This is a genomic window from Galactobacter sp. (assembly GCF_022712295.1).
GTDB lineage: Bacteria > Actinomycetota > Actinomycetes > Actinomycetales > Micrococcaceae > Galactobacter.
In genome coordinates, this window is record NZ_JALAGT010000176.1 from 1 (window position 1) to 23,484 (window position 23,484).

At 62.1% G+C, this 23,484-nt stretch carries 18 protein-coding genes; 8 read left to right on the forward strand and 10 right to left on the reverse strand.

The features are described 5' to 3' along the window. A partial coding sequence (locus Q0A15_RS15060; RefSeq protein ID WP_367273395.1) for an integrase core domain-containing protein occupies nucleotides 1–158 on the forward strand: 158 nt, incomplete at its 5' end. A 182-nt stretch (nucleotides 159–340) separates the two neighbouring features. Here the strand turns inward: Q0A15_RS15060 and Q0A15_RS12625 are convergent. Next, nucleotides 341–940, reverse strand: coding sequence for a rhomboid family intramembrane serine protease (locus Q0A15_RS12625; RefSeq protein ID WP_291279880.1), 600 nt, complete (start codon nucleotides 938–940; stop codon nucleotides 341–343). Between the two features lie 532 nt (nucleotides 941–1,472). Here Q0A15_RS12625 and Q0A15_RS12630 point away from each other — a divergent pair. Then, the gene (locus tag Q0A15_RS12630; RefSeq protein ID WP_291279881.1) at nucleotides 1,473–2,630 is read left to right on the forward strand and encodes a M17 family metallopeptidase; all 1,158 of its coding nucleotides are present in this window, start codon (nucleotides 1,473–1,475) and stop codon (nucleotides 2,628–2,630) included. A 78-nt stretch (nucleotides 2,631–2,708) separates the two neighbouring features. On the opposite strand, the gene Q0A15_RS12635 is transcribed toward Q0A15_RS12630, so the two are convergent. The 7 genes from Q0A15_RS12635 to Q0A15_RS12665 all read right to left on the reverse strand — a co-directional run bounded on the left by Q0A15_RS12635 (nucleotide 2,709) and on the right by Q0A15_RS12665 (nucleotide 12,194). Further along, nucleotides 2,709–3,908, reverse strand: coding sequence for an amidohydrolase family protein (locus Q0A15_RS12635; protein WP_291279882.1), 1,200 nt, complete (start codon nucleotides 3,906–3,908; stop codon nucleotides 2,709–2,711). A gap of 72 nt (nucleotides 3,909–3,980) precedes the next feature. Beyond that, entirely contained in the window at nucleotides 3,981–5,696 is a 1,716-nt protein-coding gene (locus tag Q0A15_RS12640; RefSeq protein ID WP_291279883.1) for a hydantoinase B/oxoprolinase family protein, read from the reverse strand. Between the two features lies 1 nt (nucleotide 5,697). Beyond that, entirely contained in the window at nucleotides 5,698–7,746 is a 2,049-nt protein-coding gene (locus tag Q0A15_RS12645; protein WP_291279884.1) for a hydantoinase/oxoprolinase family protein, read from the reverse strand. A 56-nt stretch (nucleotides 7,747–7,802) separates the two neighbouring features. Continuing rightward, a complete protein-coding gene (locus tag Q0A15_RS12650) occupies nucleotides 7,803–8,117 on the reverse strand; it encodes a hypothetical protein (RefSeq protein WP_291279885.1) in 315 nt (104 codons plus the stop codon). Between the two features lie 213 nt (nucleotides 8,118–8,330). After that, nucleotides 8,331–9,803: a CdaR family transcriptional regulator gene (locus Q0A15_RS12655; protein ID WP_291279886.1), complete on the reverse strand. Its 1,473-nt coding sequence runs from the start codon at nucleotides 9,801–9,803 to the stop codon at nucleotides 8,331–8,333. Beyond that, nucleotides 9,794–10,879 carry a DUF917 domain-containing protein gene (locus Q0A15_RS12660; protein ID WP_291279887.1) on the reverse strand — a complete coding sequence of 362 codons (1,086 nt, stop codon included), beginning with the start codon at nucleotides 10,877–10,879 and terminating at the stop codon, nucleotides 9,794–9,796. Before Q0A15_RS12660 ends, Q0A15_RS12655 begins: the two co-directional genes overlap by 10 nt. A 16-nt stretch (nucleotides 10,880–10,895) precedes the next feature. Next, complete coding sequence (locus tag Q0A15_RS12665; RefSeq protein ID WP_291279888.1) at nucleotides 10,896–12,194, reverse strand: hypothetical protein; 1,299 nt, start codon at nucleotides 12,192–12,194, stop codon at nucleotides 10,896–10,898. Between the two features lie 118 nt (nucleotides 12,195–12,312). Here Q0A15_RS12665 and Q0A15_RS12670 point away from each other — a divergent pair, with 118 nt between their 5' ends. Both Q0A15_RS12670 and Q0A15_RS12675 read left to right on the forward strand, forming a co-directional pair. After that, on the forward strand, nucleotides 12,313–13,356 hold the full coding sequence (locus Q0A15_RS12670; protein WP_291279889.1) for a LacI family DNA-binding transcriptional regulator: 1,044 nt from the start codon (nucleotides 12,313–12,315) through the stop codon (nucleotides 13,354–13,356). Nucleotides 13,357–13,559: 203 nt separating this feature from the next. After that, on the forward strand, nucleotides 13,560–14,885 hold the full coding sequence (locus tag Q0A15_RS12675; protein WP_291279890.1) for an MFS transporter: 1,326 nt from the start codon (nucleotides 13,560–13,562) through the stop codon (nucleotides 14,883–14,885). Between the two features lie 120 nt (nucleotides 14,886–15,005). Here the strand turns inward: Q0A15_RS12675 and Q0A15_RS12680 are convergent, their stop codons facing one another. Further along, a complete protein-coding gene (locus Q0A15_RS12680) occupies nucleotides 15,006–16,028 on the reverse strand; it encodes an LLM class flavin-dependent oxidoreductase (RefSeq protein WP_291279891.1) in 1,023 nt (340 codons plus the stop codon). A gap of 131 nt (nucleotides 16,029–16,159) precedes the next feature. After that, a complete protein-coding gene (locus Q0A15_RS12685; RefSeq protein ID WP_291279892.1) occupies nucleotides 16,160–19,012 on the reverse strand; it encodes a hypothetical protein in 2,853 nt (950 codons plus the stop codon). A gap of 462 nt (nucleotides 19,013–19,474) precedes the next feature. Here Q0A15_RS12685 and Q0A15_RS12690 point away from each other — a divergent pair, with 462 nt between their 5' ends. From Q0A15_RS12690 to Q0A15_RS12705, 4 genes are read left to right on the forward strand one after another with little or no spacing between them, the layout of a single operon-like run. Beyond that, nucleotides 19,475–20,707 carry a branched-chain amino acid ABC transporter permease gene (locus Q0A15_RS12690; RefSeq protein ID WP_291279901.1) on the forward strand — a complete coding sequence of 411 codons (1,233 nt, stop codon included), beginning with the start codon at nucleotides 19,475–19,477 and terminating at the stop codon, nucleotides 20,705–20,707. Between the two features lie 3 nt (nucleotides 20,708–20,710). After that, nucleotides 20,711–21,691, forward strand: a complete 981-nt coding sequence (locus tag Q0A15_RS12695) for a branched-chain amino acid ABC transporter permease (protein ID WP_291279893.1) — start codon at nucleotides 20,711–20,713, stop codon at nucleotides 21,689–21,691. After that, on the forward strand, nucleotides 21,681–22,679 hold the full coding sequence (locus Q0A15_RS12700; RefSeq protein ID WP_291279894.1) for an ABC transporter ATP-binding protein: 999 nt from the start codon (nucleotides 21,681–21,683) through the stop codon (nucleotides 22,677–22,679). Before Q0A15_RS12695 ends, Q0A15_RS12700 begins: the two co-directional genes overlap by 11 nt. Beyond that, a complete protein-coding gene (locus Q0A15_RS12705) occupies nucleotides 22,676–23,410 on the forward strand; it encodes an ABC transporter ATP-binding protein (RefSeq protein WP_291279895.1) in 735 nt (244 codons plus the stop codon). The genes Q0A15_RS12700 and Q0A15_RS12705 overlap by 4 nt, the downstream gene beginning before the upstream one ends. The last annotated feature ends 74 nt before the right edge of the window (nucleotides 23,411–23,484 follow it).

Here is a 23,484-nt window from a genome sequence, read left to right on the forward strand (position 1 = left end):
GTGGCCTCGACGACGTCGAGACTGCCACCACGGACTGGGTCGGATGGTTCAACCACGAACGCCTCCACTCCATGCTCGGCTACCGCACCCCCGCCGAAGTCGAGACCGAATACTGGGCCCGGCTCACCGACCCAGAACAGGGCGCTACCGCGGCCTGAAACCCAACACACGCTGACCCTCAACCAAACCCGGGACTTGACAGAATGTCCACGAAAGAAAGCATCGCCCTGCTCAACACGGCCCAGCGCATGCACCTCGCTCTGCCTCGGCGCTGACGCGGCAGCTTGCTGCTGGCTACCTCCTGCGTCGTTCCCCTCCGCAGGAGGTGCCGACGGGTGAGCTATCTGTCCTGTCGAGGCCGCAGGGCGTAGGCGGCAACCACCCCACCGATCGCGCCGAAGAGGTGGGCCTGCCACGACACCCCGTAGTGGGCGAACAGGATGCCTGCGATCATGCCAGCACCGTAGGTCACGCCAACCACTATCCCAATGACTGCGTACAACACTCGGTGGCCCATGGACGGCGCTACGAAGGCACGCGCAAGCAGATAACCGAAGTAACCGAACACCAGCCCGGAAGCACCCACCGTGACGGTTCCCGGTGAGTTGATCAGCCACGCCCCGGCGCCGGAAATCACCGCGACGATCCCGGTCACCGACCAGAAACGTGCCTTCCCATCGAAAGCAATCAACAGGCCGAACACCAGGAACGGGATGGTGTTGGAGAGCAGGTGCCAGAAGTTCGCGTGCAGTAGTGGCGCGAGGATCAGCCCGTCCAGACCCCAGAAGTGCCACGACTGGACCCCGAACAACCTGTTCCACGATCCCGGCAAGATTGCATCGGCCAGCCGGATGACCCACATGGCGGCCAGGAGCACCACAGGCTGTGCCAGGCTCCTGAGCACAGGGCGGTCAGAGGGTGTCTCAACCGAGGTCGTCATGCGCCAAGTCTTCCATCAAGCGGCCCCCGCCGAGCTTCTCCGCCGACCGAGCCTCGGCGCCACGTACTCGATGACGTTCTTGAACGGGCGCGCGGTACAGTCCATATCCGGCGGACACGGCGACACGTACACATACAATCGTTCGTGGAATCAGGTTCAGACTCGTCGGGTCCACAACATGCCGGTTCAGACCGTCGCTTCAGGCGAGACCTTGCCGTGACGTCAACGAAGGAGACTGTTGAATATGGCGCTGAGCATGGTGTTCGGCCAAGGTTCCGATGCCGTTGATGAGGATCAGCCACTCACATTTCGCCCGCCATTGAACACACTTCCCGTGAGTGACACGAATCCAGACGCATATTCCTCCGCGTTCGCCTTCCCAGTCCCGGGTTCCGGCATCTTCTCCACTCTCGAACTCCCGGCTCCCGGTGCTTCGGCAGAGATGTACAGAGCCTGGGGCACAAGCGCCGGTCAGTACATGTCCTTGTTGCGCACACGCCTCGTCGAAGAAGCTGAGAAGATGATGTTTCGGATGGACCTCAGTGAATCGTCACTGAGTGAGGAGAGCCTGGTCGGCATCGTTTGCGGCATCATTTCAGGCCTTGGAGGAGTCGAGAACTCACGTGCCGTACCGGTGGAACTGGTTGTACCCCCTTTGCTCGTTCTCTCCGACTCCTTGCTGGAGCGTGCGGACGTGGTTCAGCAAGCGGTGGAACTGGCAACCGAGTTGACTGATGCCAGGGCAAACCAACTTGATCCAAGCCGATTCGCTGAAATCGCTGCGAAACAGGCCCAAGATCATCGACTCGGTATCCGGGTGAGGGCTGGTCAAGACCTTAGCGAAGGCGGGTTCGGAGCCATCTCGGCCATCGGACGGGGTTCCACCGAGCACCCGCCCGTCCTGATCGAATTGTGGTATCCAGGCGCCCACGGCTCCGTGGGACCGAATCCTCCGGAAGGCGCCGTCGGACTTGCAGGAAAGGGGGTGTGCTTCGATTCCGGCGGTTTGAGCATCAAAAGCGCAGAGGGCATGTACAGCATGCACACCGACTGCTGTGGCGCGGCGAGCGTCCTGGCCGCGATGACCGCACTAGACGACCTCCAGGTGGAAACACCTGTCTACGCCGTCCTCCCGATGGTGGAGAACCTACCGGGGCCGTCCTCGGTCAAACCTGGGGATGTCATCACTGCGAGGAACGGTGCCGGTGTCGAGATCATCGATTCAGACTTCGAAGGACGAGTGGTTCTCGCAGATGCGGTGGCGCTGCTCGCCGAGTCCCGCCCCGCAGCCATCTACAGTTTTGCGACCTTGACCTACCAGATCCAAATCGCACTCGGCCCGGATATTGCCGGACTCTTCGCCCGCGACGCCACGGCAGGCGCCCGCATGCTCCGAGCAGCTGAGCGGTCAGGTGAACCACTGTGGCTCATGCCATGGGCAACGAGGTACAGCGAACAACTCAATTCCATCGCTCCAGGCGCACAGCTCCGCAATCACCCGCTTCGCCCCAGCGGACGGGCCATCACCGCGGCACTCTTCATAGGAGCGTTCGTACCGGAGACGATCCCGTTTGCACATGTCGACTTCGCCGGTCCTACGGTCACGCACACTCCGAACGGCCCAGCAGCCACCGGGTACGGTGTCCGCTCCATCCTGGAGGTCTTGACCAATTGGCCGGGCTCATTCTGAACGCCCGGGGCCGAATTCGACTGTGGGGAGAACAGGCCGACAAGTTCTCCCCACAGCCATCCAGGAGTGACGGCGCCGTCAGGCCACCACACGTCCTCGCTGGATCACCTGAGTGTGCGATGCTTCGTCCCACAGCACGGACGGCTCCTCCAGGGGGTTGCCTTTGAGGACCACGGCATCGCCGACTCCACCGACGGACAGGGTCCCCAGTCGAGGATCGCGCAGAACCTGTGCGTTCCCGACCGTCATGGCATGCAAGGTGTCGGCCGCACCGATGGCCTCCACCTGCAGCTCCACACCGCGAAGCTGATCGTCCTCGAGGTCACCCATCAGATCGGTACCGAATCCGATCCTGACACCAGCGGCCAGAGCCATCTGGATGGCCTCCTGCCCATGCGACAGAACCTCAAGGTTCTTGGTGAGTGACGTCTGGTTGAGCCCAAGATCGGCGCCACGCCGGTTCATGGCGTCGTAGGCCGATAGCGTCGGCACCAAGACCGACCTCAGCTCGGACATACGTTCAGCCGTGGCTGCGTCGATCAGGTTCCCGTGCTCGATGCAGCGCACACCGTTCTCTATGGAATGGCGCACGGCCTCCACGGAGTAGGAATGGGCGGTGACGTAGCTGCCCCTACGCGTGGCCTCGTCCGTGACAGCACGAAGCTCCTCGTCCGAGTACTGCGGAATCGCCAGGGGGTCCGTCAGTGAGAAGACGCCGCCGGACGTCATGACCTTGATGGCGTGAGCACCCGTACGAAGCCGTTCCCGCACGGCGACTCGAAGGTTGTCGACTCCGTCCACCACTTCGCACATGTGACCGTGGCTAAAGCAGATGTCGACGTGTGCCGACCTCGGATCACCGTGACCGCCTGTCTGGCTCAAGGCGGAACCCGTGAAGAGATAGCGAGGCGAAGCAAAGATGCCCGCATCCACCGCGCGCTGCAGTCCGATGTCTCCACCGGCAACGTCTCGCACCGTCGTGAAGCCGCGATTCAGCGCCTTGGCCAGGCGAACCGATCCGTTGATGGCCGCAAAGCTCAATGGACCGCGTTCGATTTCCAGGCCGTCCATCGACGTCGCGTATGCATGGAAATGAGCATCGATGAGTCCAGGAATGACCCAGCTATCGGCCGCATCGACAATATTGTCCGGTGTTCCGCGTGGGGAATCGACCACGAACCCGTCTTCGATGATGACGTCGCGCTGGGAGAATCCCTGCTGTTTTCCATCCCAGACCTGGGCATTAGTAAGTACCAAACTACCGGTATGAGCGTGCATCACCGCCCCTTTCGTCGTACTGCAGGTGGGCGACATTCAAGCCATGTGGATGCCGCCCACCTCAGGTTCTGTTCAGTTCCGTGCAGTCGCGCGAAGCACTGCGGTGGCATCCTCATCGATTCGAAGATCGTCGGTCACGACTACGGAGTAGTCGCGGGCTGCGGCTTCGGGAGAAATGAACTCGTTGCGAAGGTCCTTCTCGATCGAAGAGAATTCCCTGTCGAGGGGGCTGCCATATCCACCGCCACCACCGGTGGCGTTAACGAGGACCTCGTCCATACCCATGTGGTTGTAGCTCGGGCCCTTCCACACTTCCTTATCTGTGTTGGGGTTCAGGATCACCGCGTTGGGAGTGGCTTCCAACCCGTCCAGCAGCGACCAAGGCTTGGTCTGGGTCTTGTAGGACAGCATGATCCCGATGCCAGGCGCCGTGTAGCGATACGAGCGGGAGATCCCTACGCCTCCACGGTACCGACCGGCACCAGACGAATCCTGCCGGTACCCGTAGTGCTCCATGAACAGGGGCGTGCGCATTTCGAAGACCTCGACGGGCGTGTTGCGACAGCCGGGTTCAGACATGTGCATGATGGCGTCCTCGCCATCGCCGCAGGCGGAACCACCGAAGCCGACGGCCTCGTTACTGCCGTCCTGCCACTGCTCGCCGGAGGCCGGATCGGTACCCAGCCCAATGAATGCGCAAACATCGCCGCCAGAGCTGGCCGGGATCACGTCGGGCATGGCCTGGGCAAGCGCCTTGAGCACCACTTCACAGGAGAGCAAACCGGTCCACAACGTGAAGGTCGGCATGGGCGGCACGGCGTAGACGACCGATCCCTCTTCGGCGACGACACGCAGCGGAGCAAAGTTGCCTGCCACCACTGGGGAGTCCGGAGTCGTGATGGATTTGAAGACCAACGAACATGCCGCCGTGGTCAGCCCGATGGGAACGTTAACCGGTCCTTTGACGCCCTTGGCGCTGCCCGTCCAGTCGACGACCATCTCTTCGTCGGTGATCGTCACCGTGCACTGGAGCTTCACCAGTTCTCCAACGTCGACGCCATCCTCGTCAACGTAGTCGACGGCAGTCCAGGAACCCTTGGGAAGCTTCTCTAGAGCCAGCCGAGAGAGCCTTTCGCCATGCACGTTGATAGCGTCCATGGCCTCGGTAAGGGTATCCCGCCCGAACTTCTCCGCAAGTTCGTGCGTGCGCTTCACACCGGTGACCACGGCCGAGACCTGCGAGGAGATGTCGCCGATGGTGTGACGGGGGCGGCGACTGTTGAACTTGATCATGTTGAAGACGTCTTCGTTGCGCTCACCGCGACGGTAGAGCTTCGAGGCCACCATCATGAGACCCTCTTGCGAGATGTCCGTGGAATCCAGCACGTAGCCGGGATCCTTCTGGTTGAGGTCGGTGACGTGCTGACGGCAGGTGATGAAGCCGATCAGAACACCTTCGTGGTGCACGGGAGCGAACACCAGCGGATCCAGTGCGTGGGCACTGGCCCAGTACGGGTAGTTCATGATGTAGACGTCGCCCGGCTCGATGTTTTCCTTACCCAAGAACTCGATGCCGTGCTTGACCCCGATGTCGTTTCCACGAGTGAAGACTGCAACGCCGGGGGTGTCCGCGACAACGTCACCGTTGGCATCGTGAATTCCGATACCGTAATCATGTACCTCGTAGACCACGGTGTTGTAGGCGGTCCGGCACAGGTTGCGGGCGATCTCCTCGGCCGCGGCGAGCAGACCGTTGCGGATGATTTCGGTCGTAATGGCGTCCACCATGTCAGGCCTCCTTGTTCTCGGTGTTCTCGATGGTGATAAGCAGTTCCCCATAGGGACCCACCACAAGGCGATCGCCTTGGTGCATGACCGTGGTCGCAGTGTGTTCGGTGACGACTGCGGGGCCTTCGACGACGTCGCCGGCCAAGAGGTCCTCACGCGCAACGAGCAGGTACTCGGACTGAACGTCCCCGGGCAGCATGACCGTACGGATACGGGTCGGGTAGCTGCCTTCTTCTCGCTGCGGGGTCTTCGGCAGATCGGGCTTGTCGACCACACCAACGGCCTTCAATCGCAGTGTGGTCACTTCGTGCGGATCGTCCATGACGTGTCCGTACTGACGCTCATGCGCCTCGTCGAAGCTGTTCCGGACGTCCAAGCGCGGGTCATCGAGAGAGGCGTCGTAGTCCACGGAAACAGAGTGCTCCTGCCCCAGGAACCGAACTTCGATGGTGCGCCGAAACAGGCGACGTCCAGGCTCGAACCCTTCCTCTGCCAGGATCTCTGCCGCTTCGGCCTCCATGTCCTTGTACAGGCGCTCGGTCTCTGCAGGATCCATGTCGGCCAGAAGCTGCACGTTGGTCCTGGACAGGTCGTGCTGCACGTCAGCCATGAGCATGCCGAGCGCTGAGAAGGCGCCCTGCCCTGGAGGAACGATGACCTCGGGGATGCCCAACTCGCGTGCAACGTCGACAGCGACGAGACCGCCACCGCCACCGAAGCTCAGCAAAGAGAAGTCCTTGGGATCGTGGCCGAGCTCGATGGAGATGGCTCGCACGGCGCCCATGATCTTCGTGTTGGAGATGTTGACCATGCCACGTCCGAGCTCGGAGACGCTCAGACCCAATTCGTCTGCGATGGGCTTCAACGCCGAGTTGGCCGCCTCCGTGTCGAGAGTCAAGGATCCACCCAGCGGAGTGTCTTCACCAAGGTAGCCAATGGACAAGGCTGCATCGGTGAAGGTCGGCTGCGTGCCACCCTTGCCGTAACTGGCAGGGCCGGGCTCGGCCCCGGCACTCTTGGGACCGACCTGCAGTCCGCCTGCCTCATCGAGGTAGCCGAGCGAGCCACCCCCCGCACCGATGGTGTGGATGTAGAGGGACGGGGTGTTGATCGGCAGGCCCTCGAACTCGGCGCCGTGGTACATGACCGGAGCGCCGTCCAGGACGAGGGAAGCATCCAGGCTGGTGCCACCCATGTCGATGGTGATCAGGTTGGGACGGTCCACCAGCTTGGAGAAGCCGGCCGCGCCGACCACACCTCCCGCCGGGCCCGAAAGAATCAGATTGACGGGTTGCTCTCGCGCCGTCGATGCCGTCATCGCTCCACCGCCCGAGCGGGACATCAAGAAGTGGCCGCCGAATCCGCGCTCCGCAAGTTCGCTCTCTAGTTCCTTGAGGTAGCTGCGCATGATGGGCTTGATGTAGGCGTCCAACACAGCGGTGCTGGTGCGCTCGTACTCGCGATACTCACGGGAAAGGTCATGCGAAACCGTGATCTCGAGGTCGGGGTTCTCTTCAAGGAGGATCTCCCGCATCCGCTGCTCGTGGGCCGGCGCGGTGTAGGCGTGCAGGAAGGCGACGGCAACCGCCTCATAGCCGCGACGACCGATCTCCCTTGCCAGCTCCCGGGCTTCAGCCTCGTCCAATGGAGTCTTGACGCTTCCATCGGCGAGGGAACGTTCGGTCACCTCGAAGGTGTCATACCGCTCCAGGAGGGCCTTCGGCTTGTGGTGAGTCAGGTTGTACATCTCGGCCCGGTTGGTACGCCCCAACAAGTAGACGTCACGGAACCCCCGCGTGGCGATGGTCGCGATACGTGCCCCGGTCCGGGTCAACAACGCATTGAGCCCGAGGGTGGATCCATGGTTGAACATGGACACGTCGGACGGAGTCGCTTTCGCCTTGTCGAAAGCCGAAAGCACTCCTCGCGTTGGCTCGGACGGTGTCGTGGGAACCTTCTCGAAGCGTAGTTCTCCCGTTTCCGGAACCAGCTTCACCACGTCGGTGAAGGTTCCACCCACGTCGATGGCCACGCGAACATTATTGGTCATGATAAAGAATCCTTCTGTCTCAAGTGATCTAAACGAGTTCTCGGAAAAAGCGATAGTCAACTTCGGGTGACGCCGTGGTCGATCAGATACACCTTGCCCACACCGACTTCGGCGTCTGCAAGCAAGGCACCCAGCTCTGGAGCCGTTTCGGCACGACGGGGATGGTCCACCCATTCCTGATATGCGGCTTTGTCAGGCCAATCCGCAGTGACCAGGAGTTCGCCGGATCCATCCGTTGCGACAGCGATGTCGGAGTTGATTTGACGAGTGTTGTCGAATGACACCTGCAGAATCTGCTCGCGTCTGTAGAACCGGAGGATCTCCTCGACTTGAGCGGGAGTCGTTCTGAGCGTCAGAACCGAACGGATCATTGGGCTTTCCTCACCTACACGCTGGATCTAGCGACCGAAGGTTCGTCGATGAACCGGCGTCGAAATCAGAGCCTGTCAGGACGAGTGAGATCCAGGTCGCTTGGGGTAGTGAGAACGCTATCCCCTGCGACGTGCGTCACTTTATGCAAAGTGCACAGTCGTTTAGTTCTACAACGGGCGTTCTGCACACCATAGCTGGCTCGTTTCCTCGGTTCACAGTGGTCGGAGTGCCGACAAAAGCATAAACAGAGGCAGCACCCGCTCCGGCTGAGAGAGATCCACTCCGAGCTCCTGGGCTCGCTTCAACCGTGCCTGCACCGTGTTCCGGTGGACGCTGAGAAGTTTGGCGGCAGCAGAAACGGAACCTTGGGCGGAGAGATAGGCGATGGTCGCATCGATCACCTCACCAGAGGCAGGGTCCTTGACGAGGTTCGGCAGCAGGGAATCACCCAGTGCCGCAGCCAAGGGCCGGGGAAAGAGGTTGCCAAGCACCTGCAAAGGTGCCTCGCGGAAGAACAGAACGGAAGGTGATGCATCGGTCGAGGACGAGATGTCCGGTGTCGGGCCTGCCAGCAAACGCGCGGCAAGCCAGGCCTCCCGTAGAGCCAATCGGGCCTGCCCGGGCTCGCGATACAGACCGGACAAACCAACGTTCAGCGCCAACCCCTGCAAACCTTCCTGCATGAGCCGCGCATGCCGGCGGAGATCGTCCTCGCCCGCGGCCGGAATGAAGACGAACCATCCATCATCGATAGCTGCCAGCGGCGTGTACTGAAACAGTTGCTGCCACGCCTGGGCCAGGGCCGCACCCGCAAGGGATGGATTCTCAGCAAGAACGCAGACGGCCGCAAAGGGGCCCGTCACAGCACAAATGGATTCACCGGGTGCATTCGGCAACCCCACGTTGTCCACAGAACGATCGTGGCCTGCGCCGACTAGCGCGGCAAAACTCAAAGTGGGCAACGACGCTTCGAGTGCGTTCATGCGGGACTCGGACACCAAGGCACGCACCGTCGGGGCCGCGGCGCGAAGGACGCGTTCTGCAGTCATCGCCTCGTGGGCATCCACATCGGCAACGAGTACGACTTCGTCGCGGGATGGGGAGGAACACGGTTGCGTAATACGACGTGGGGCAGGAATGTCCCGCGATGAGCGAATGGCCTCGAGAACCACTCCCTGCGCGGACTCAACCGACACGCGGCAGCCACCCAGTTCGCCCGAGACCCGTGAGACGGCTGCCGCCAGCGAGACATCAGCCTCCAGCGCACGAGTGAAATGGTCCAACCGGGCCAGGTCGCCAGCACGTGACATTCCGACCACTACGGACATGTCGATCACGAGCTTGGTCGGATTCGAGGAGAACGTCAGCAGCGAGACATCCAGCCGTTGAGCGAGGGCGATCTCGGCACCGGTCACCAGGCTGCGCGAGACAACCAACCCAACGGCACGCCTCTCCCAAGCCATTCTAAGTCCAGCCGACACGACCCATGGACCCAGCGACAAGTCCTCCTGCAAAACAATAAGAGTATTTGCATGGACCGTGGAAATGTCATCGATCGTATCCACCAGGGAAAGATGATGGACCGGCTTGGGTTCCAGCGAGAGGTGGCACGGTTCCACGCCGTCAACTATTGAAGAATCGAGGAGGGTTGATAACGCGAGCTCTCCCTGCGGGATCATTTCCATAGCGCGTCCACCGCCGTCCTCCGCAGGAGATTGAATGCCGCCGGCCCAGCCATGTCCAAGCCTTGCGGCGTATACCACTGCTTCGGCCCCGACATCGTGAGAATGTCCACCGTATTTCCAGGCCAGAGGTCATCGAGCGCCGCAACACTTCCGGTATCGGGACGAATCAACGTGATGATATCCGGAACGATCGAACGTACGGCCCCGTCGATCATGAGCATGAGGATCTCGTCCTGGATGGCCAGTTGGATGATACGTCCGGTACCCACTTCTTCAAGGACGATCTGGGCGGGGCGTCTGGCGTGGCCAGGAAGGGAGGTGCGTGCCGTCCAATCCGTTTCCTTCACCATCCCCCGAATGATCAAGTTGACACCGGCATCTCTGCGAAGTTGAGCATATCGACGCTGAGTCGGTTGCTCGGATTCGAGGATCTTTCCCACATCGATAAGATGGCTCATGGAGCCAATCACCGCATTTTCCTCCAGCTCGCTTGCGGTCATCGGATAGGACGCGGTCGCCGCCCAACCGCCATATTCGCCAGCCAATGCCCGCATCAGGCGATCGCCTCGTTCCGGATCCGACACATGTATCAGTGAAGCCTCGCCGGTTGCTCCGGCCGCGGCCAAGGGGCCGATCGATTGCCGCCCCAGGGCTAGAACGGTCTGGCTGGCGCGAGGGAAGACCCGCCCCATCGGATCTGCGTCGACCACAGGAATACCCGTCTGCAGACTGACAGAGGCGACCACCAGGGCATTCACATTGCCGGCCGCCAAAGGAATGAGCCCCTCAACTTTATTCCCCAGAGAGGATTCCAGTATTCTTATACACCGTATGAATTCGTCACCAGCTGGACGCAATTCCGTAATCGGTTGGCCATTGTTGACAAATCCGACCGTGACAACAAGCGCCTGATCATTCAATGCGCTCGCCTGAATGAGGCCCACCTGAGTCTGCATCTGTTCCATGTAGAACCAGATCAGATCCAGCTCGTTCTTACACCATTCGTGGCTGACTGCGCACGAGTTGAACAGGGTGCCGACGTACAGGCAGTTCATGTCTCGGTTGCTCAATAGCATGACTGGGTCCTGTCTCTCAGAAGCCCTTGGGCACGAGGCCTGCCGCCGCGCGCACCCTCAGCGCAACCACGTTGGGATGGTCAAAAGTGGTGGCCTCGGCCCGTGATTCGATGATGCTCACGGATCCGTAGTCGAAGCCGTCTGCTACCAATCGGGCGCGAACATCGGATTCGGAAACGGACAGCTCGCGCAGGAAATCGGCTTCAGTGGCAACGCGTGCAAGCCGACTCGTCCAAGCGACAACCGGAGCAGTGGCTGCTCCGAGGGACGCCAAGTTCAGCGAGGTGACTCGTAGTCTCTCACCGTCCGGATCCACCCAAACAGGTGCGTGGTCGCTTTCCGCGACGACCTGATGGTTGCTGGTCCGGGAGACTCGCATGGACGTCCAGGAGTTCAAGTTGGCACCCTTGGTAGCCAACTCGGCGCCGTGCAGGCGGTAGAAGCGCGGTTCGAGCTGCGGCAGGCCCTGCTTGACGATGCCGACAAAGGGCTCGTCGTCACAGGCAACGGCTAGCGATGCCCCGGTAGTTCCAACGACGGCGCCGGCCCCGACCAAGGAGGCCGGACGTGCCGAGAACAACGAGTGCACGGGCGTGAGCGCCAGTTGGGCCAGCGGCGTGGAACAGCCGTCATTGGTGGCAAGGTATGGGCGGGCGTTGGGAAACGCCCTGCGGGTCGTCGTCGCCAGCTTCGTCGAGAGCGCGGAGGCACGGGGCAAGAGCCTGGAGTTCACCAGCGTTGTGCGCTCCCGAGTGGCGAACGACGACGCGAAGAACGTATGTGAGTACCCCACACTTGCGGGGGCCGAAACCCTGAAGAGGAGTCGCCCCACCGCCAACTCATGAGCCGGGTTCATGAGGGCTCCTACGCCTGTGACGACATAGTGCAAGCCGGGCGGTACCTCGCTGAGTTTCTCCTCCAGGCCTGCTAGGTCCAGGCCTGCGAGTTCTTCGCCGACCGTGGTATGACCACCGATGACGTGAATGATGTGTTCCGGCTCCTGCTCGGGGATACGTCCCCGGTACTCGTGGGCGCGATCCACCGGTGCTCTGGGAAGGATCCGGATGGCAGTCGGCGCCTGTCCGTTCAACGCGTGCACTTGGCTGAGTTCGAAGGTCGCCATGTCAACCTCGTCCGCTGATGGCCCGAGCTCTGCCGCCAGCAGCTCGAAGCAATGCCCTACGGCTTCCTCGAGGGAAGACGGACTCAACGATGCCGGGTCATCGATGGACCCGGCAACGGACAGCCGCCCACTTCCCGTGCCGACCGCAATGGCTGAAACCTGTTTCCGCCCTATTTGCACGCCAATACGCATGGGGCCTCCAATCGGATCCGACTTGAAGAGTGTCCAACTCACCGTATATCGGCCCTACCGGTGTTCCCAGTGTTGAGACTCGGGTGGCTAGTGTGGTCACATGCCGAGTACCCGAGACGTGTCCGCCACTGCAGCTTCCCCACATGCTGCGACACTGCAGTCGAAGTCCACGCCGACGATCAAGGATGTGGCGGCGGCCGCCGGTGTGTCCGTATCCACGGTTTCTCACGCATTCTCGGGTGCCCGGCCCATCTCGGCCGCGACGAAGGACAAGGTGCGTTCAGTTGCGACTCGCCTCGGATATGTTCCCAATGCCCATGCCCGCCAGCTTCGACTCGGTCGGTCCGGTCTGGTGGGACTGGTGGTCCGGCCGCAATTCGCTTTTTCGGGCCCCTTCGACACGGCAGAGACGTTCAACCGCTTGATCGGTTCCATCACCACCGAAACCGCACGGCGTGGGATGGGTATGGTTCACGTCGCGGACCTGGCTGGCAAAGGCTATGCCCTTCCCGCGATGGACGGTTGCATCGTGGCGCACCCGTATGAGCACGACGAAACGATCGTTCTGCTGGAACGGGCCAGAATCCCCTTCGTGTTGGCAGACCCTGATCCGGCTCGCGCTGATATCCCCTGGGTGGCCAAGGTCAATTACGGCGGCGGCCTGAAGGCCGTACTGGACAGCGTCTCAACGGACGGACGGCCCGTCGTCCTGATGCCGGGAACCGAGCAGAACGCCTGGAACGTGGATGCTGTGAAGACCTACAGCGACTGGTGCGGGACGATGGGGCAGGAACCCAGGATCTTCACACTGAGCGAGGGCTTGGATCCTGACGACGTCCGCAGGACGATCGTGTCCAATCTCAGGGGTGTCCAGGGTCCACTAGGTCTGGTGTATGCGGATTCCAGCATGACGCTGACCGTCCTAGATGCGGCCAAGCAACTGGGAAGGTCCGTTCCAGGGGACCTATTTCTCGCAGCGTTGACCGATACAGAACATGATCGAGCATCCTCGCCGACGGTGACGGCCATGGATTTGCGCCACGAGGAGCTGGCCACCGCTGCGGTCTCCATGCTCATGGACAGGTTGGGAGGGGCGGAGCCTCCCGCTGACCCTGCCATCGTTGAGCCCAAACTGACTCTTCGGCAATCGACGCAGCTCTGACTGGGGAAGATCCACCGAGAGAACGACTCGCGGCACACTTCAGCCAGATGACACAGACGTTACTTTCTCGCGGTGGCCTTGACTTGTCTCAGGTCACACACCCAAACTGGTCGAAACGATTTGATGATCGTGACGATCACCACCTCGTATCCGGTTCGCAAGGGACCGAAAGTACCCACTACCCCTGAGTCAAAGGGCCCTGAATGTCAAAGTCTGACGTCACTCACCTGTCCACCCTGTCCGTCGGAAGCGCGTTCAACGAAATGAAGTTGAACCGGTCCCACGTCCTGTTCGGTTCCATCCTGTTCATCACCTTCGTGATCGAAGCTTGGGAACAGGTCGGCCTCATCTACGTCAGCAATTACCTCTCCGACGATTTCGGCGTGAGCATGGCCCAGGTCGGCACGGCCATGGGCGTCGTCGCCCTCGGCATGGTACCCGGCTCGCTGCTCTGGGGCGCCTTCGTTGAGAAGCTCGGCAAGAAGAACGTTGCGATCTACAGTCTTGCCGCATACGGCCTGTTTGCGCTCATCGCTGCGCTGTCGCCCAATTTCACGCTGTTCGTTGCGCTTCGCTTCCTCTCCGGCGTGGCCTTCGGCGGCGTCTACGCCGTGACATTCCCTTACTTCATGGAGCTGCTGCCTACCAAGCGTCGCGGTCAGGCAACGGTCGCCATGTCCATGGGATTCCCTGTCGGCACCCTTGCCTGCATCGGCGTCAGCCTTGCCTTCGGTCCCATCAGCTGGCGCGTGGTTGCCGTCGTCTCCGCGCTCGCGGCGATTTGGGCGTTCGCAGTCTGGAAGCTGGTTCCCGAGTCGCCGTACTGGTTGGTCAAACGCGGGCGTGACGAGGACGCCAAGAGCGTGCTGACCCGTCTTGGCTTCACCGTGGGTCATGACCAACACTTGGTGGTCGATCCCGCCGAAGCCCACCTGGATGACAAGAACACCATCAAGGACGTTCGCATCGTCCCGATCTTCATCCTGATCCTGGTCATCTCTTTCTGCTACAACTGGGGCTACTGGGGCCTGCAGTCCTGGTTGCCGATCATGCTGCAGGACAAGGGCCTGTCGGTCTCCGGATCACTCGGCTTTGTGGCCTTGAGCCAGCTGGTAGCGGTTCCCGGCTATCTCTTGGCCGCATGGACAACCCGCCGCTGGGGGCGTCGCTGGATCTTCATCATCTTCGCCGTGGGAGCCACAGTCGGTGCGTTGCTCTTCGGTACCGCTCAGGGCTCGGTGCAGCTCTACACCGGTAACTTGGTTTTCGCCTTCTTTATCCTCGGTTCCTGGGGCATCTGGAACACCTGGCGCGGGGAGGCCCTGCCCAGCAAGGTCCGCGGGTTCGGTTATGCGGCCTCCAGCGCAGCCCTGCTGCTCGCCAATGCCATTGCGGTTCCGGTGGTTGGAGCTCAGTTGGATGCCGGATGGAGCACCGGCGGTATCGTCGGATCCATCGCGGCCTTCATGGTCGTGGCGGTGATCGGCACGTTGTTCATGCCTGAGACCGAAGGCAAGGCGCTTCGCTGATCAACATCTGAGGCGTCACCAAGCAGAATCGGATCCGTTGCGTGGTCCTCTTCGCGAGGACGGAGCGACGGCTCCGACTGCATTCAACAGTGCCCAGGGGCCATCACCCCGACTTCCGGCTCACCGCCACCCGAGCTCGGGGGCCACGTACTTGACGATGTTCTCGATCAGGTGCGCGTTGTAGTCCACGCCCAATTGAGTAGGCACGGTCAGCAGCAAGGTATCCGCGGCGGCGATCGCTTCGTCGCCACGCAGCTGTTCCACCAACGCTTCCGGTTCATCCGCATACGTTCTGCCGAACACGGACTGGTTCCCCGGCCCCACGGACCCGAACTGGTCGTTCCGCTGGGCGCCGCCCGCGAAGTACAACCGGTCGATGTCGGTGGTGAGGGCGAAGATGGACCTGGACACCGAAACTCGCGGCTGGAACCCATGGTCGTATTCGGCCCAGGCCGCGCGGTACGCGTCGATCTGCTTGCGTTGCTGAACGTGGAACGGCTCCCCGGTCTCGTCGTCCTTCAGGGTGGAGGACATGAGGTTCATGCCGTGCTCGGCGGTCCAACGCGCGGTCGCGTCGGAACCGGCGCCCCACCAGATCCGCTCACGCAGCCCGGGGGCGTACGGCTCCAACCGCAGCAGGCCCGGCGGGTTGGGGAACATGGGCCGCGGGTTCGGCTCGGCGAAGTGGTGCCCCTCGATCCCTTCCAAGAACTTCAGGGTCTTGCGGCGGGCCATGTCCGCCTCGGTCTCCCCCGGTTCCGGCGAGATCCCGAAGTACTTCCAGCCGTCGATCACCTGCTCCGGCGTCCCACGGGAGAGCCCCAACTGCAGTCGCCCCTCGGAAATCAGGTCCACAGAGGCCATATCCTCGGCGAACCCGAACGGATCCGGGTAGCGCATGTCCACCACGCCGGTTCCGAGCTCGATCCGCGATGTGCGTGCGGCCACCGCGGCAAGCAGCGCCGTGGGCGACCCCAGCTGCTGCGCGTAGTGATGCACGCGGAAATAGGCACCGTCCGCACCGACGTCCTCGGCCGCCTGGGCCAGGTCGATGGACTGCAGCAGGGTGTCGGCCGCGGAACGCACCTGGGAGTCAGGGTGGTCCATCCAGTGGCCGAAGGACAGGAATCCAATCTTCTTCACATGACACGTCAACTACCGGAACGGGTAACCTATTCCCGTCCGCGTCCCGGCCACCGAATGCCCGACGGCGCGTGCCCGACACCCGCTCAAGCGCCGCCAGCGGCGGCGGGCACAAATCGTCGGGCATGTGGTCAAAGATCGCTTGCTACCCGACGCTGGGCACGCAACAGCTGCTCCGTCCTGGACGAGATGTCCTGGCTCCGCTGCCCGAGCATCTCCACGAGCTGGCGGACGTAGTCCACCCGCGCGTTCCAGTCTGCTCCCTTTTGAAGCTTGCGAGGCAGGCCTTCCAGGGCATCCAGCTCACGCCACGCCGTGACCAGGCCGGCTTCGTAGAGTCGCTGCTCCGACTCCTCCGCATCCCCGCCGGTGGGGGACTGCTTTCCACCCAGCACGGCGACGAGGTCCAGGCGCGTCATATCCAACCCCAGGGCAAGGGAGTCGAGGTCGGTCCGCAGCTCGCCGAGCTGGTCCCGGACGCGCTTGTTCCCCGCCCGCTGCCGGAAGACACTCAGAACACCGGCCCCCAACACACCTAGCGTCATGATTCCGGTCCACGCACTGATGGCGGTCATCCAGAACACCGATGCGGGATCGATGTCGGAGGACTCCATGTGGTTATATTCCATGGCCGTGGCCAACTCACCCAGGTCATAGCTCAGCCGGTCGCCAATGAGCATGTTGCTGTTTTCTCCAGGACCATGGCGCGCCGGCTCTGTGGCCATGAACGCGTAGGCCCCCACCCTGCTGTTCAATCCGGAGCTGATCTGTCCGGTCAGTGTGTAGCCGATCGCGTACGTTTGCTCATCCAGAACCCAGATCGGGAGAATCCCCTGGCCGCGGGCAATGTCCCCGGTCTCCGGATCGACTACCTCGGGAAACTCTTCGGCAACGTCTTCCTTGAGCTTGCGCTGGCCCTCCACGACCTCCCAATAATCGATGACCATCCGGTTCTCGGACTCAGGATTATTGCGCTGATAGTCGATGTAATCGTCCGCCGGAACGATGGCCACCGTCAGGGCCAGCTCTTCAGGGAACAAGGCCCTGTCTGACGAGTACTTCAGACTTGTCCGCATGCGTTCCCGAATGTAGTCCGCATCAAGACTTCCGGCTTGGTCGACGTCCCTGACGGGGTTCTTCTCCGCCTCCGGCAACGAAGCGACGTCTCCGTAGACGTTCAGGGCTTGAAGTTCCTTGTCCCCCGTCAGCTCTAGTCCGTAGGACTTCGCTGAGGGGATTTGCGCCACGGCAACCCAGCCAAGCCCCAGCGCGACCAACACAGGGATCAGAAGCCCAGCCGTTGTCTTCGCGGCGCTGAAGCGCTCTTTGTTCGGGGCCTCCACCGCGCCCCGGCCGTGGATGCTTCCCGGTCCCGAGCGCTGGAGCCGGTCAAGGACCACCAGCACGCCCTCGACCGCTTGCTGCGGGCCGGTCTTGGCACCATAGCCCAGACCGAGCGTGTGCCGGAGTTCCCGGAACGTGCTGGTCTTGCCCGCCGTCATGGACAGGATGCGCTGCTGCGCGCGTTCCTCCGCCGGCTTCTTCACGGAACGTTCCGCTTCCGCGCTCCTGCCCCGCGACCTCAGTTGGCCGCGAAGATGTTCCTCGAGGTCTGCGCTGATGCGTCTCAGCCGCCCCTCCGCCTGCGCCCATTTCTTGAGCAACTCCGCCTGGTGCTTGACCAGTGACTGAGCCTCGTCCGGGTCCGCCTCGGTATCGAGGCCCGCCGCTGCTTCCTCGGAGGCCGCCTGCAGGGACAGCGCCAGGAGTTCTGCACGCACCTCGTTCAGCTCCACGTACTCCGGGGGCAGGTCGCGCTTGCGGTGAAGAACGTCATCCACCGCCTGGATCAACGGGGCAGCTAGCTGGTCCAGAACCGACTGGGAGCCGGCATGACCCACCCGCAGTTCGGAGGCATCTGCCAACGCGGCGGCCTGACGTTGCAACGATTCAGTGTCCTTGGCGAACGCTTCGAGGTCCTTGACCGCCTCGTCCAGGGTGTCATTTCCCTCCGGCTTGCGCCGGTCACGGAAGACGGCCTCCAGCCGCGCTTCCTTCTTGGCCAGCTTCAGACTGGTGGAACGAATCTCCTGCCACTGCCGCTCCATCTTGGCCAGGCCCTTGTCCCGGGTCTGGCGTTTCCGCTGCAGGAGTCGCTTGAAGTCCGCGTCCGCCGCACCTCCGGCGGACATGCCGTCTTGGATGGCCGCCTTCGCCACCTCGAAGCGGACCTCGATGGAGTCCAGCTCCAAGACCACGCGGGCCAGACGCAGCTGTGCGTCGGAGAGCTGCCCTGCACGCTGCCGGTCCCTACGCCGGTCTTTCATCCAGGCGTACATCACCAGAAGGGCGAGGAACATGGGCAGCGCGGCGAAGGACCCCCAGTACGCCACCGACCGATTTCCGCTGCCGAATTTCACGTCGGCCGCGGTCAACGCCGCGCCCACCACGGCTCCGGGTCCGTGGCCAAGGGTCTGATTGTTCACGAAAGCCTCACGGACCGCGCGGGATTCCGTGATGCCGTCCTTGGAAGAGCCCTCGCCCTTGAAAGCGACGCGGTTGAAGTCCGGCAGGACCGTGTCCGCTCCGTCTTCGTCTGGATATTCGGCCGCTTCTTCCTCATCGAGGTCAGAGCCGCTTCCCACGGAGAAGAGGACGTCCGCATCCCCGGTTTCTCCGCGATAGGTTTCCGCCCAGGTCAACTTCCTCTCCACCACTTTCATGGTGAAGGGTTTGTAGCTCTTGGCGTCATACTCGGCGGCGGAGGCCTCCACCGATTCCTGGGTGATGCCGTAAGGCAGACCCTCCTCCACCTCGAAGGTGATGGAGTGTGTGGGCTGGACCATGACCTGCCGGAAGCCGACGACGCCTAGGATCACGGCCACCACCGCGAGAACTCCGGCCGTGATGATGGAACGCGTGAACCCCCTGCTGCGCTTTCCGCGCCCGATCAGAGGAAGGTCGTTACGGTGAGGGACGGCCATTACCCAATTCTATGCGCAACACCGCGTGACCCCGAGAATTCGCCGCTCCCAATCATTCAATCCGCGGGACACGCCTCGAAACCGCGGCTCGGGACTCGGTTTCCTGTCCACCCTGGGATTGCGACAGGGTTTACCCAGGGCCAGGCCGAGGAAATCAAGCGACAGACGACGAATAGAGCGTGAAGGCGAGCGGGTGATCACTGAAGGCCGCAAGAACGCTCCACGGAATCACGGACACCATCCCAGGACCGTTGCACTCAGGAAATACCAACGCAACAACGCGTAGATACGATCGCCTTCATTGGAAAGCAATTCTCCGGGCCGCGGGCCTGATATTGTCACTTCTCATATCGTCCCACCCAGAAGGAGGCGCCAGTGGCGTCCATCCGAATATCTCGACCGCCCTCAGCGGTACTCCGATTCGTTCTCGGCATGCTCGGCCTGGTGTTGATCACTGTCTCAATGTTCGCGCTCACCCCTCAGGCAGCTGCAACCACCGACACGGAAGACAATCCGTACACCATTTCGGTCAACGTGAAGACCGGTGGAGACGGGGTGGAGGGGGTCACCGTCACCGCCACGGGTGAGGGAACCGAGGAGTTCGAGGCGGTCACCAATAAAATGGGCCTCGCGCAGATCGGCGTCCCGAGCAAAGATATTCCGTGGCAAGTGACGGTTGACGAGGATACGCTGCCGGAAGATGTCAAGGCACCTACCGGTTTCCAATTCGAACAAGAGGTCAAATTCGGCGCCACGAGCAACGCCGTCAAGAATTTCATTCTCGTCACTGGGGAACGTCACACCACGAGCTTTGCGGACCAGGTGCTCTCCAGGGCCGTCAATGGCCTCAACTTCGGACTCATGTTGGGCCTGGCCGCGATCGGATTGTCCTTGGTGTTCGGGACCACCGGGCTCTCCAACTTCGCCCACGGTGAGATGGTGACGTTCGGTGCCATCGGAGCTCTGCTCTTCTCGACTGTCCTGAACATCCCCATCTGGATAGCGATACCCCTTGCAGTGGTATTCGCGGCAGTGTTCGGCCTCGGCATGGACGCCGGACTATGGCGGCCCTTAAGACGCAAGGGTATAGGCACCGTACAGCTCATGATCGTCTCGATCGGCCTGTCCCTGGCCCTGCGATACGTCTTCCAGATCTTCATCGGTGGCGGCACCAGCATGCTGCCGGGTAGATCCTCTGAAACCATCCCGGGACTAGGGCCCATCAAGCTGACCATGACGGACGCGATCAGCATGGGTGTCTCCATCGTGGTGATCTTGTGCTTCGCCTGGTGGTTCATGCGAACCAAGATGGGCCGCGCCACCCGCGCGGTGGCAGACAACTCGAGCCTCGCGGCTGCCAGCGGTATCGACGTCGATCGTGTGGTCCGCGTGGTGTGGGTTCTCGCGGCGGCCCTGGCCGGGCTCTCCGGCGTCCTCTGGGCCTACTTCCGTCCGGGCATCCGGTGGGACATGGGAACCAGCGTGCTGCTCCTGATGTTCGCCGCGGTGACTCTGGGTGGTCTCGGCACGGCCTTCGGGGCCCTGGTGGGCTCCATCATCGTGGGGCTCCTCGTGGAACTCTCCACCCTGTGGATCCCATCAGACCTGAAGAACGTCGGCGCTCTAGTGGTGCTGATCGTCATTCTTCTCTTCCGCCCCCAGGGCATCCTGGGCCGCAAGGAAAGGATCGGATAGCTCATGGACATTTTGCAGATCCTCTCCAACACCGCTGCGCAGATCCTCGAGCCGGTCACCCTCGGCTTCGTGCTGGCCGCCATCGGCCTCTCCGTACACTTCGGCTTCGCCGGCCTCCTCAACATGGGCGTTGCCGGCTTCATGGCCATCGGTGCCTACGGCTTCGCCATCTCGATCGATACCTTCTCCGCACCGTGGCCGTTGGCCGTGCTCGTGGGCCTCGTCGCCGCAGTACTCTTCGCGCTGGTCATGGGTATTCCAACACTCCGGCTCCGGGGCGACTATCTGGCCATCGTCACGATTGCCGCGGCAGAAGTGCTGCGCCTGCTGTTTCTGACCTCCACCTGGCGCTCTGTCACCGGCTCCTCGGACGGCCTCACCAGATTCCAATCGGGATTCCGGGCCAGCAATCCCCTGCCGGAGGGCCGCTACGGGTTGGGGCCCTGGACCTACACATCGAATCAGTGGTGGGTCATCCTGGTCGGCTTGGTGGTCATCGCCGTCGTGGTGCTGCTCGTATGGCTGGCGATGCGCAGCCCATGGGGCCGAGTGATCCGAGGCATTCGCGAGGACGAGGACGCGGTCCGTTCCCTCGGTAAGAACGTCTTCGCTTACAAGATGCAGGCACTGATCCTGGGCGGCGTCATCATCGCCCTCGGCGGCATCCTGACGGCGATGGGAACCAACATCAACCCGAACGTCTACGTGACCTCGCAGACGTTCTACATCTGGACAGCGCTTCTGCTCGGCGGCGCAGCCACCATCTTCGGCCCGGTCCTCGGCGCCGTCCTGTTCTGGGTAGTACGTGCCTTCTTGTCGAATCTTCTCCCGGCTCTGGTGAAGATCGGCTGGCTGCCCTTCCTCACGAGCGAGCAGTCGCAAATGCTCGTCTTCGTCCTCGTCGGAATCGCGCTGGTGCTGCTGGTGATCTTCCGGCCGCAGGGCATCCTCGGAAGCAAGAAGGAGCTGACCTTTGTCCGCTGACGTCACACCTCCGAACCCCCGCGCCAAATCCACTTCCCTGCACGACGGCAACGCCGCACCAGGCTGCGCCAAAGTGGACCCGATCATCGTCGCCAGTGACGTGAAACGGATCTTCGGTGGACTCACGGCCGTCGATGTGGAGCACCTGGAGGTCCCTCGAGGGGCCATCACCGCGTTGATCGGCCCCAACGGCGCCGGCAAGACCACACTGTTCAATCTGCTCTCCGGCTTCGACAAACCCAACTCGGGCTCGTGGTCGTTCGACGGCAATAACCTTGCCGGGATCCCCGCCTACAAGGCCTCCAGGATGGGCCAGGTCCGTACGTTCCAGCTCACCAAGTCGTTGGGCCTGCTCACGGTGCTGGAGAACATGCTGCTCGGCGCCAAAGATCAGCCAGGCGAGCGCTTCTTCACGGGATTGATCCCCAGCCTCTGGAAGAAACAAGAAGCAGAGAACACCGTGAAGGCGCGTGACCTCCTCAAGCGTTTCAAACTGGATGCCAAGGAGAAGGACTTCGCTGCATCGCTCTCAGGCGGACAGCGGAAGCTGTTGGAGATGGCCCGCGCCCTGATGAGCGATCCCACCCTGGTCATGTTGGACGAGCCGATGGCCGGTGTGAACCCTGCGCTGACACAGTCCCTGCTGGACCACATTCTGGACCTCAAGGACCTGGGGATGACCGTGGTCTTCGTGGAGCACGACATGCACATGGTGCGCCACATTGCCGACTGGGTGGTGGTGATGGCCGAGGGCAAGGTTGTCGCAGAAGGCCCACCGGACGAGGTCATGAAGGATCCCGCCGTGATCGACGCCTACCTGGGCGCCCACCAGGACGTGGACCTCGGCATCGTCACCGGGCGTTATGAAGGCGACATGAACGCTGAGGCCAAGGCTCTGGCAGAGACTGCACAAGAAATCAGTGACGTCGTGGCAGAACCGCAAGGTTCGGAGCCCAAGACACCAGCGCCCAAGGAAGGAGAATCATGACCGAGACAGAGAACCAATATGTGGTTCGCATGGACAACGTCGTGGCCGGATACCTGCCGGGCGTCAATATTCTCAATGGGGCCAACCTCACCGCCGCAAAAGGTGAACTCATCGGGATCATCGGCCCCAACGGCGCAGGTAAATCCACCATCCTCAAGGCAATCTTCGGTCAGGTGAAGATCCGTAGCGGTCAGGTTCTTCTCAACGGGGAAGACATCACCGGGCTCAGGGCCAACAGACTGGTGTCCAAAGGCGTAGGTTTCGTTCCTCAGACCAACAACGTCTTCCCCAGCCTCACCATCGCAGAGAATCTACAGATGGGTGCTTTTCAGGCGCCCAAGAAGTATGCAGAGCGGGTCGAGTTCGTCACCTCCATCTTCCCGGACCTCGCCAAGCGGTTGCAGCAGCGGGCCGGCTCACTCTCAGGCGGCGAGCGACAGATGGTCGCCATGGGGCGTGCTCTGATGATGGATCCACATGTGCTCTTGCTCGATGAGCCAAGCGCGGGTCTGTCCCCCACACGTCAGGATGAGGCCTTCATCCGAGTCTCGGAGATCAACAAGGCGGGCGTCACCACCATCATGGTGGAGCAGAATGCACGCCGCTGCTTACAGATCTGCGACCGCGGGTACGTCCTGGATCAGGGCAAGGATGCCTACACCGGGACGGGTCGGGACCTGCTCAACGATCCCAAGGTGATCGGCCTGTATCTCGGCACGCTGGGGGCCTGAGCCAGGCACCCGCGCCAAGGCAACGAACAAGGGTGGGGCCCCGGCCTTTCGACCGGGGCCCCACCCTTGTGTCT

What these genes read in the sequence shown, in the direction of transcription:
- Q0A15_RS12625 (WP_291279880.1), bottom strand. Translation starts at nt 940, where the DNA reads ATGACGACCTCGGTTGAGACACCCTCTGACCGCCCTGTGCTCAGGAGC.
- Q0A15_RS12630 (WP_291279881.1), top strand. Translation starts at nt 1,473, where the DNA reads ATGGACCTCAGTGAATCGTCACTGAGTGAGGAGAGCCTGGTCGGCATC.
- Q0A15_RS12635 (WP_291279882.1), bottom strand. Translation starts at nt 3,908, where the DNA reads ATGCACGCTCATACCGGTAGTTTGGTACTTACTAATGCCCAGGTCTGG.
- Q0A15_RS12640 (WP_291279883.1), bottom strand. Translation starts at nt 5,696, where the DNA reads ATGGTGGACGCCATTACGACCGAAATCATCCGCAACGGTCTGCTCGCC.
- Q0A15_RS12645 (WP_291279884.1), bottom strand. Translation starts at nt 7,746, where the DNA reads ATGACCAATAATGTTCGCGTGGCCATCGACGTGGGTGGAACCTTCACC.
- Q0A15_RS12650 (WP_291279885.1), bottom strand. Translation starts at nt 8,117, where the DNA reads ATGATCCGTTCGGTTCTGACGCTCAGAACGACTCCCGCTCAAGTCGAG.
- Q0A15_RS12655 (WP_291279886.1), bottom strand. Translation starts at nt 9,803, where the DNA reads ATGGAAATGATCCCGCAGGGAGAGCTCGCGTTATCAACCCTCCTCGAT.
- Q0A15_RS12660 (WP_291279887.1), bottom strand. Translation starts at nt 10,879, where the DNA reads ATGCTATTGAGCAACCGAGACATGAACTGCCTGTACGTCGGCACCCTG.
- Q0A15_RS12665 (WP_291279888.1), bottom strand. Translation starts at nt 12,194, where the DNA reads ATGCGTATTGGCGTGCAAATAGGGCGGAAACAGGTTTCAGCCATTGCG.
- Q0A15_RS12675 (WP_291279890.1), top strand. Translation starts at nt 13,560, where the DNA reads ATGTCAAAGTCTGACGTCACTCACCTGTCCACCCTGTCCGTCGGAAGC.
- Q0A15_RS12685 (WP_291279892.1), bottom strand. Translation starts at nt 19,012, where the DNA reads ATGGCCGTCCCTCACCGTAACGACCTTCCTCTGATCGGGCGCGGAAAG.
- Q0A15_RS12690 (WP_291279901.1), top strand. Translation starts at nt 19,475, where the DNA reads ATGTTCGCGCTCACCCCTCAGGCAGCTGCAACCACCGACACGGAAGAC.
- Q0A15_RS12695 (WP_291279893.1), top strand. Translation starts at nt 20,711, where the DNA reads ATGGACATTTTGCAGATCCTCTCCAACACCGCTGCGCAGATCCTCGAG.
- Q0A15_RS12705 (WP_291279895.1), top strand. Translation starts at nt 22,676, where the DNA reads ATGACCGAGACAGAGAACCAATATGTGGTTCGCATGGACAACGTCGTG.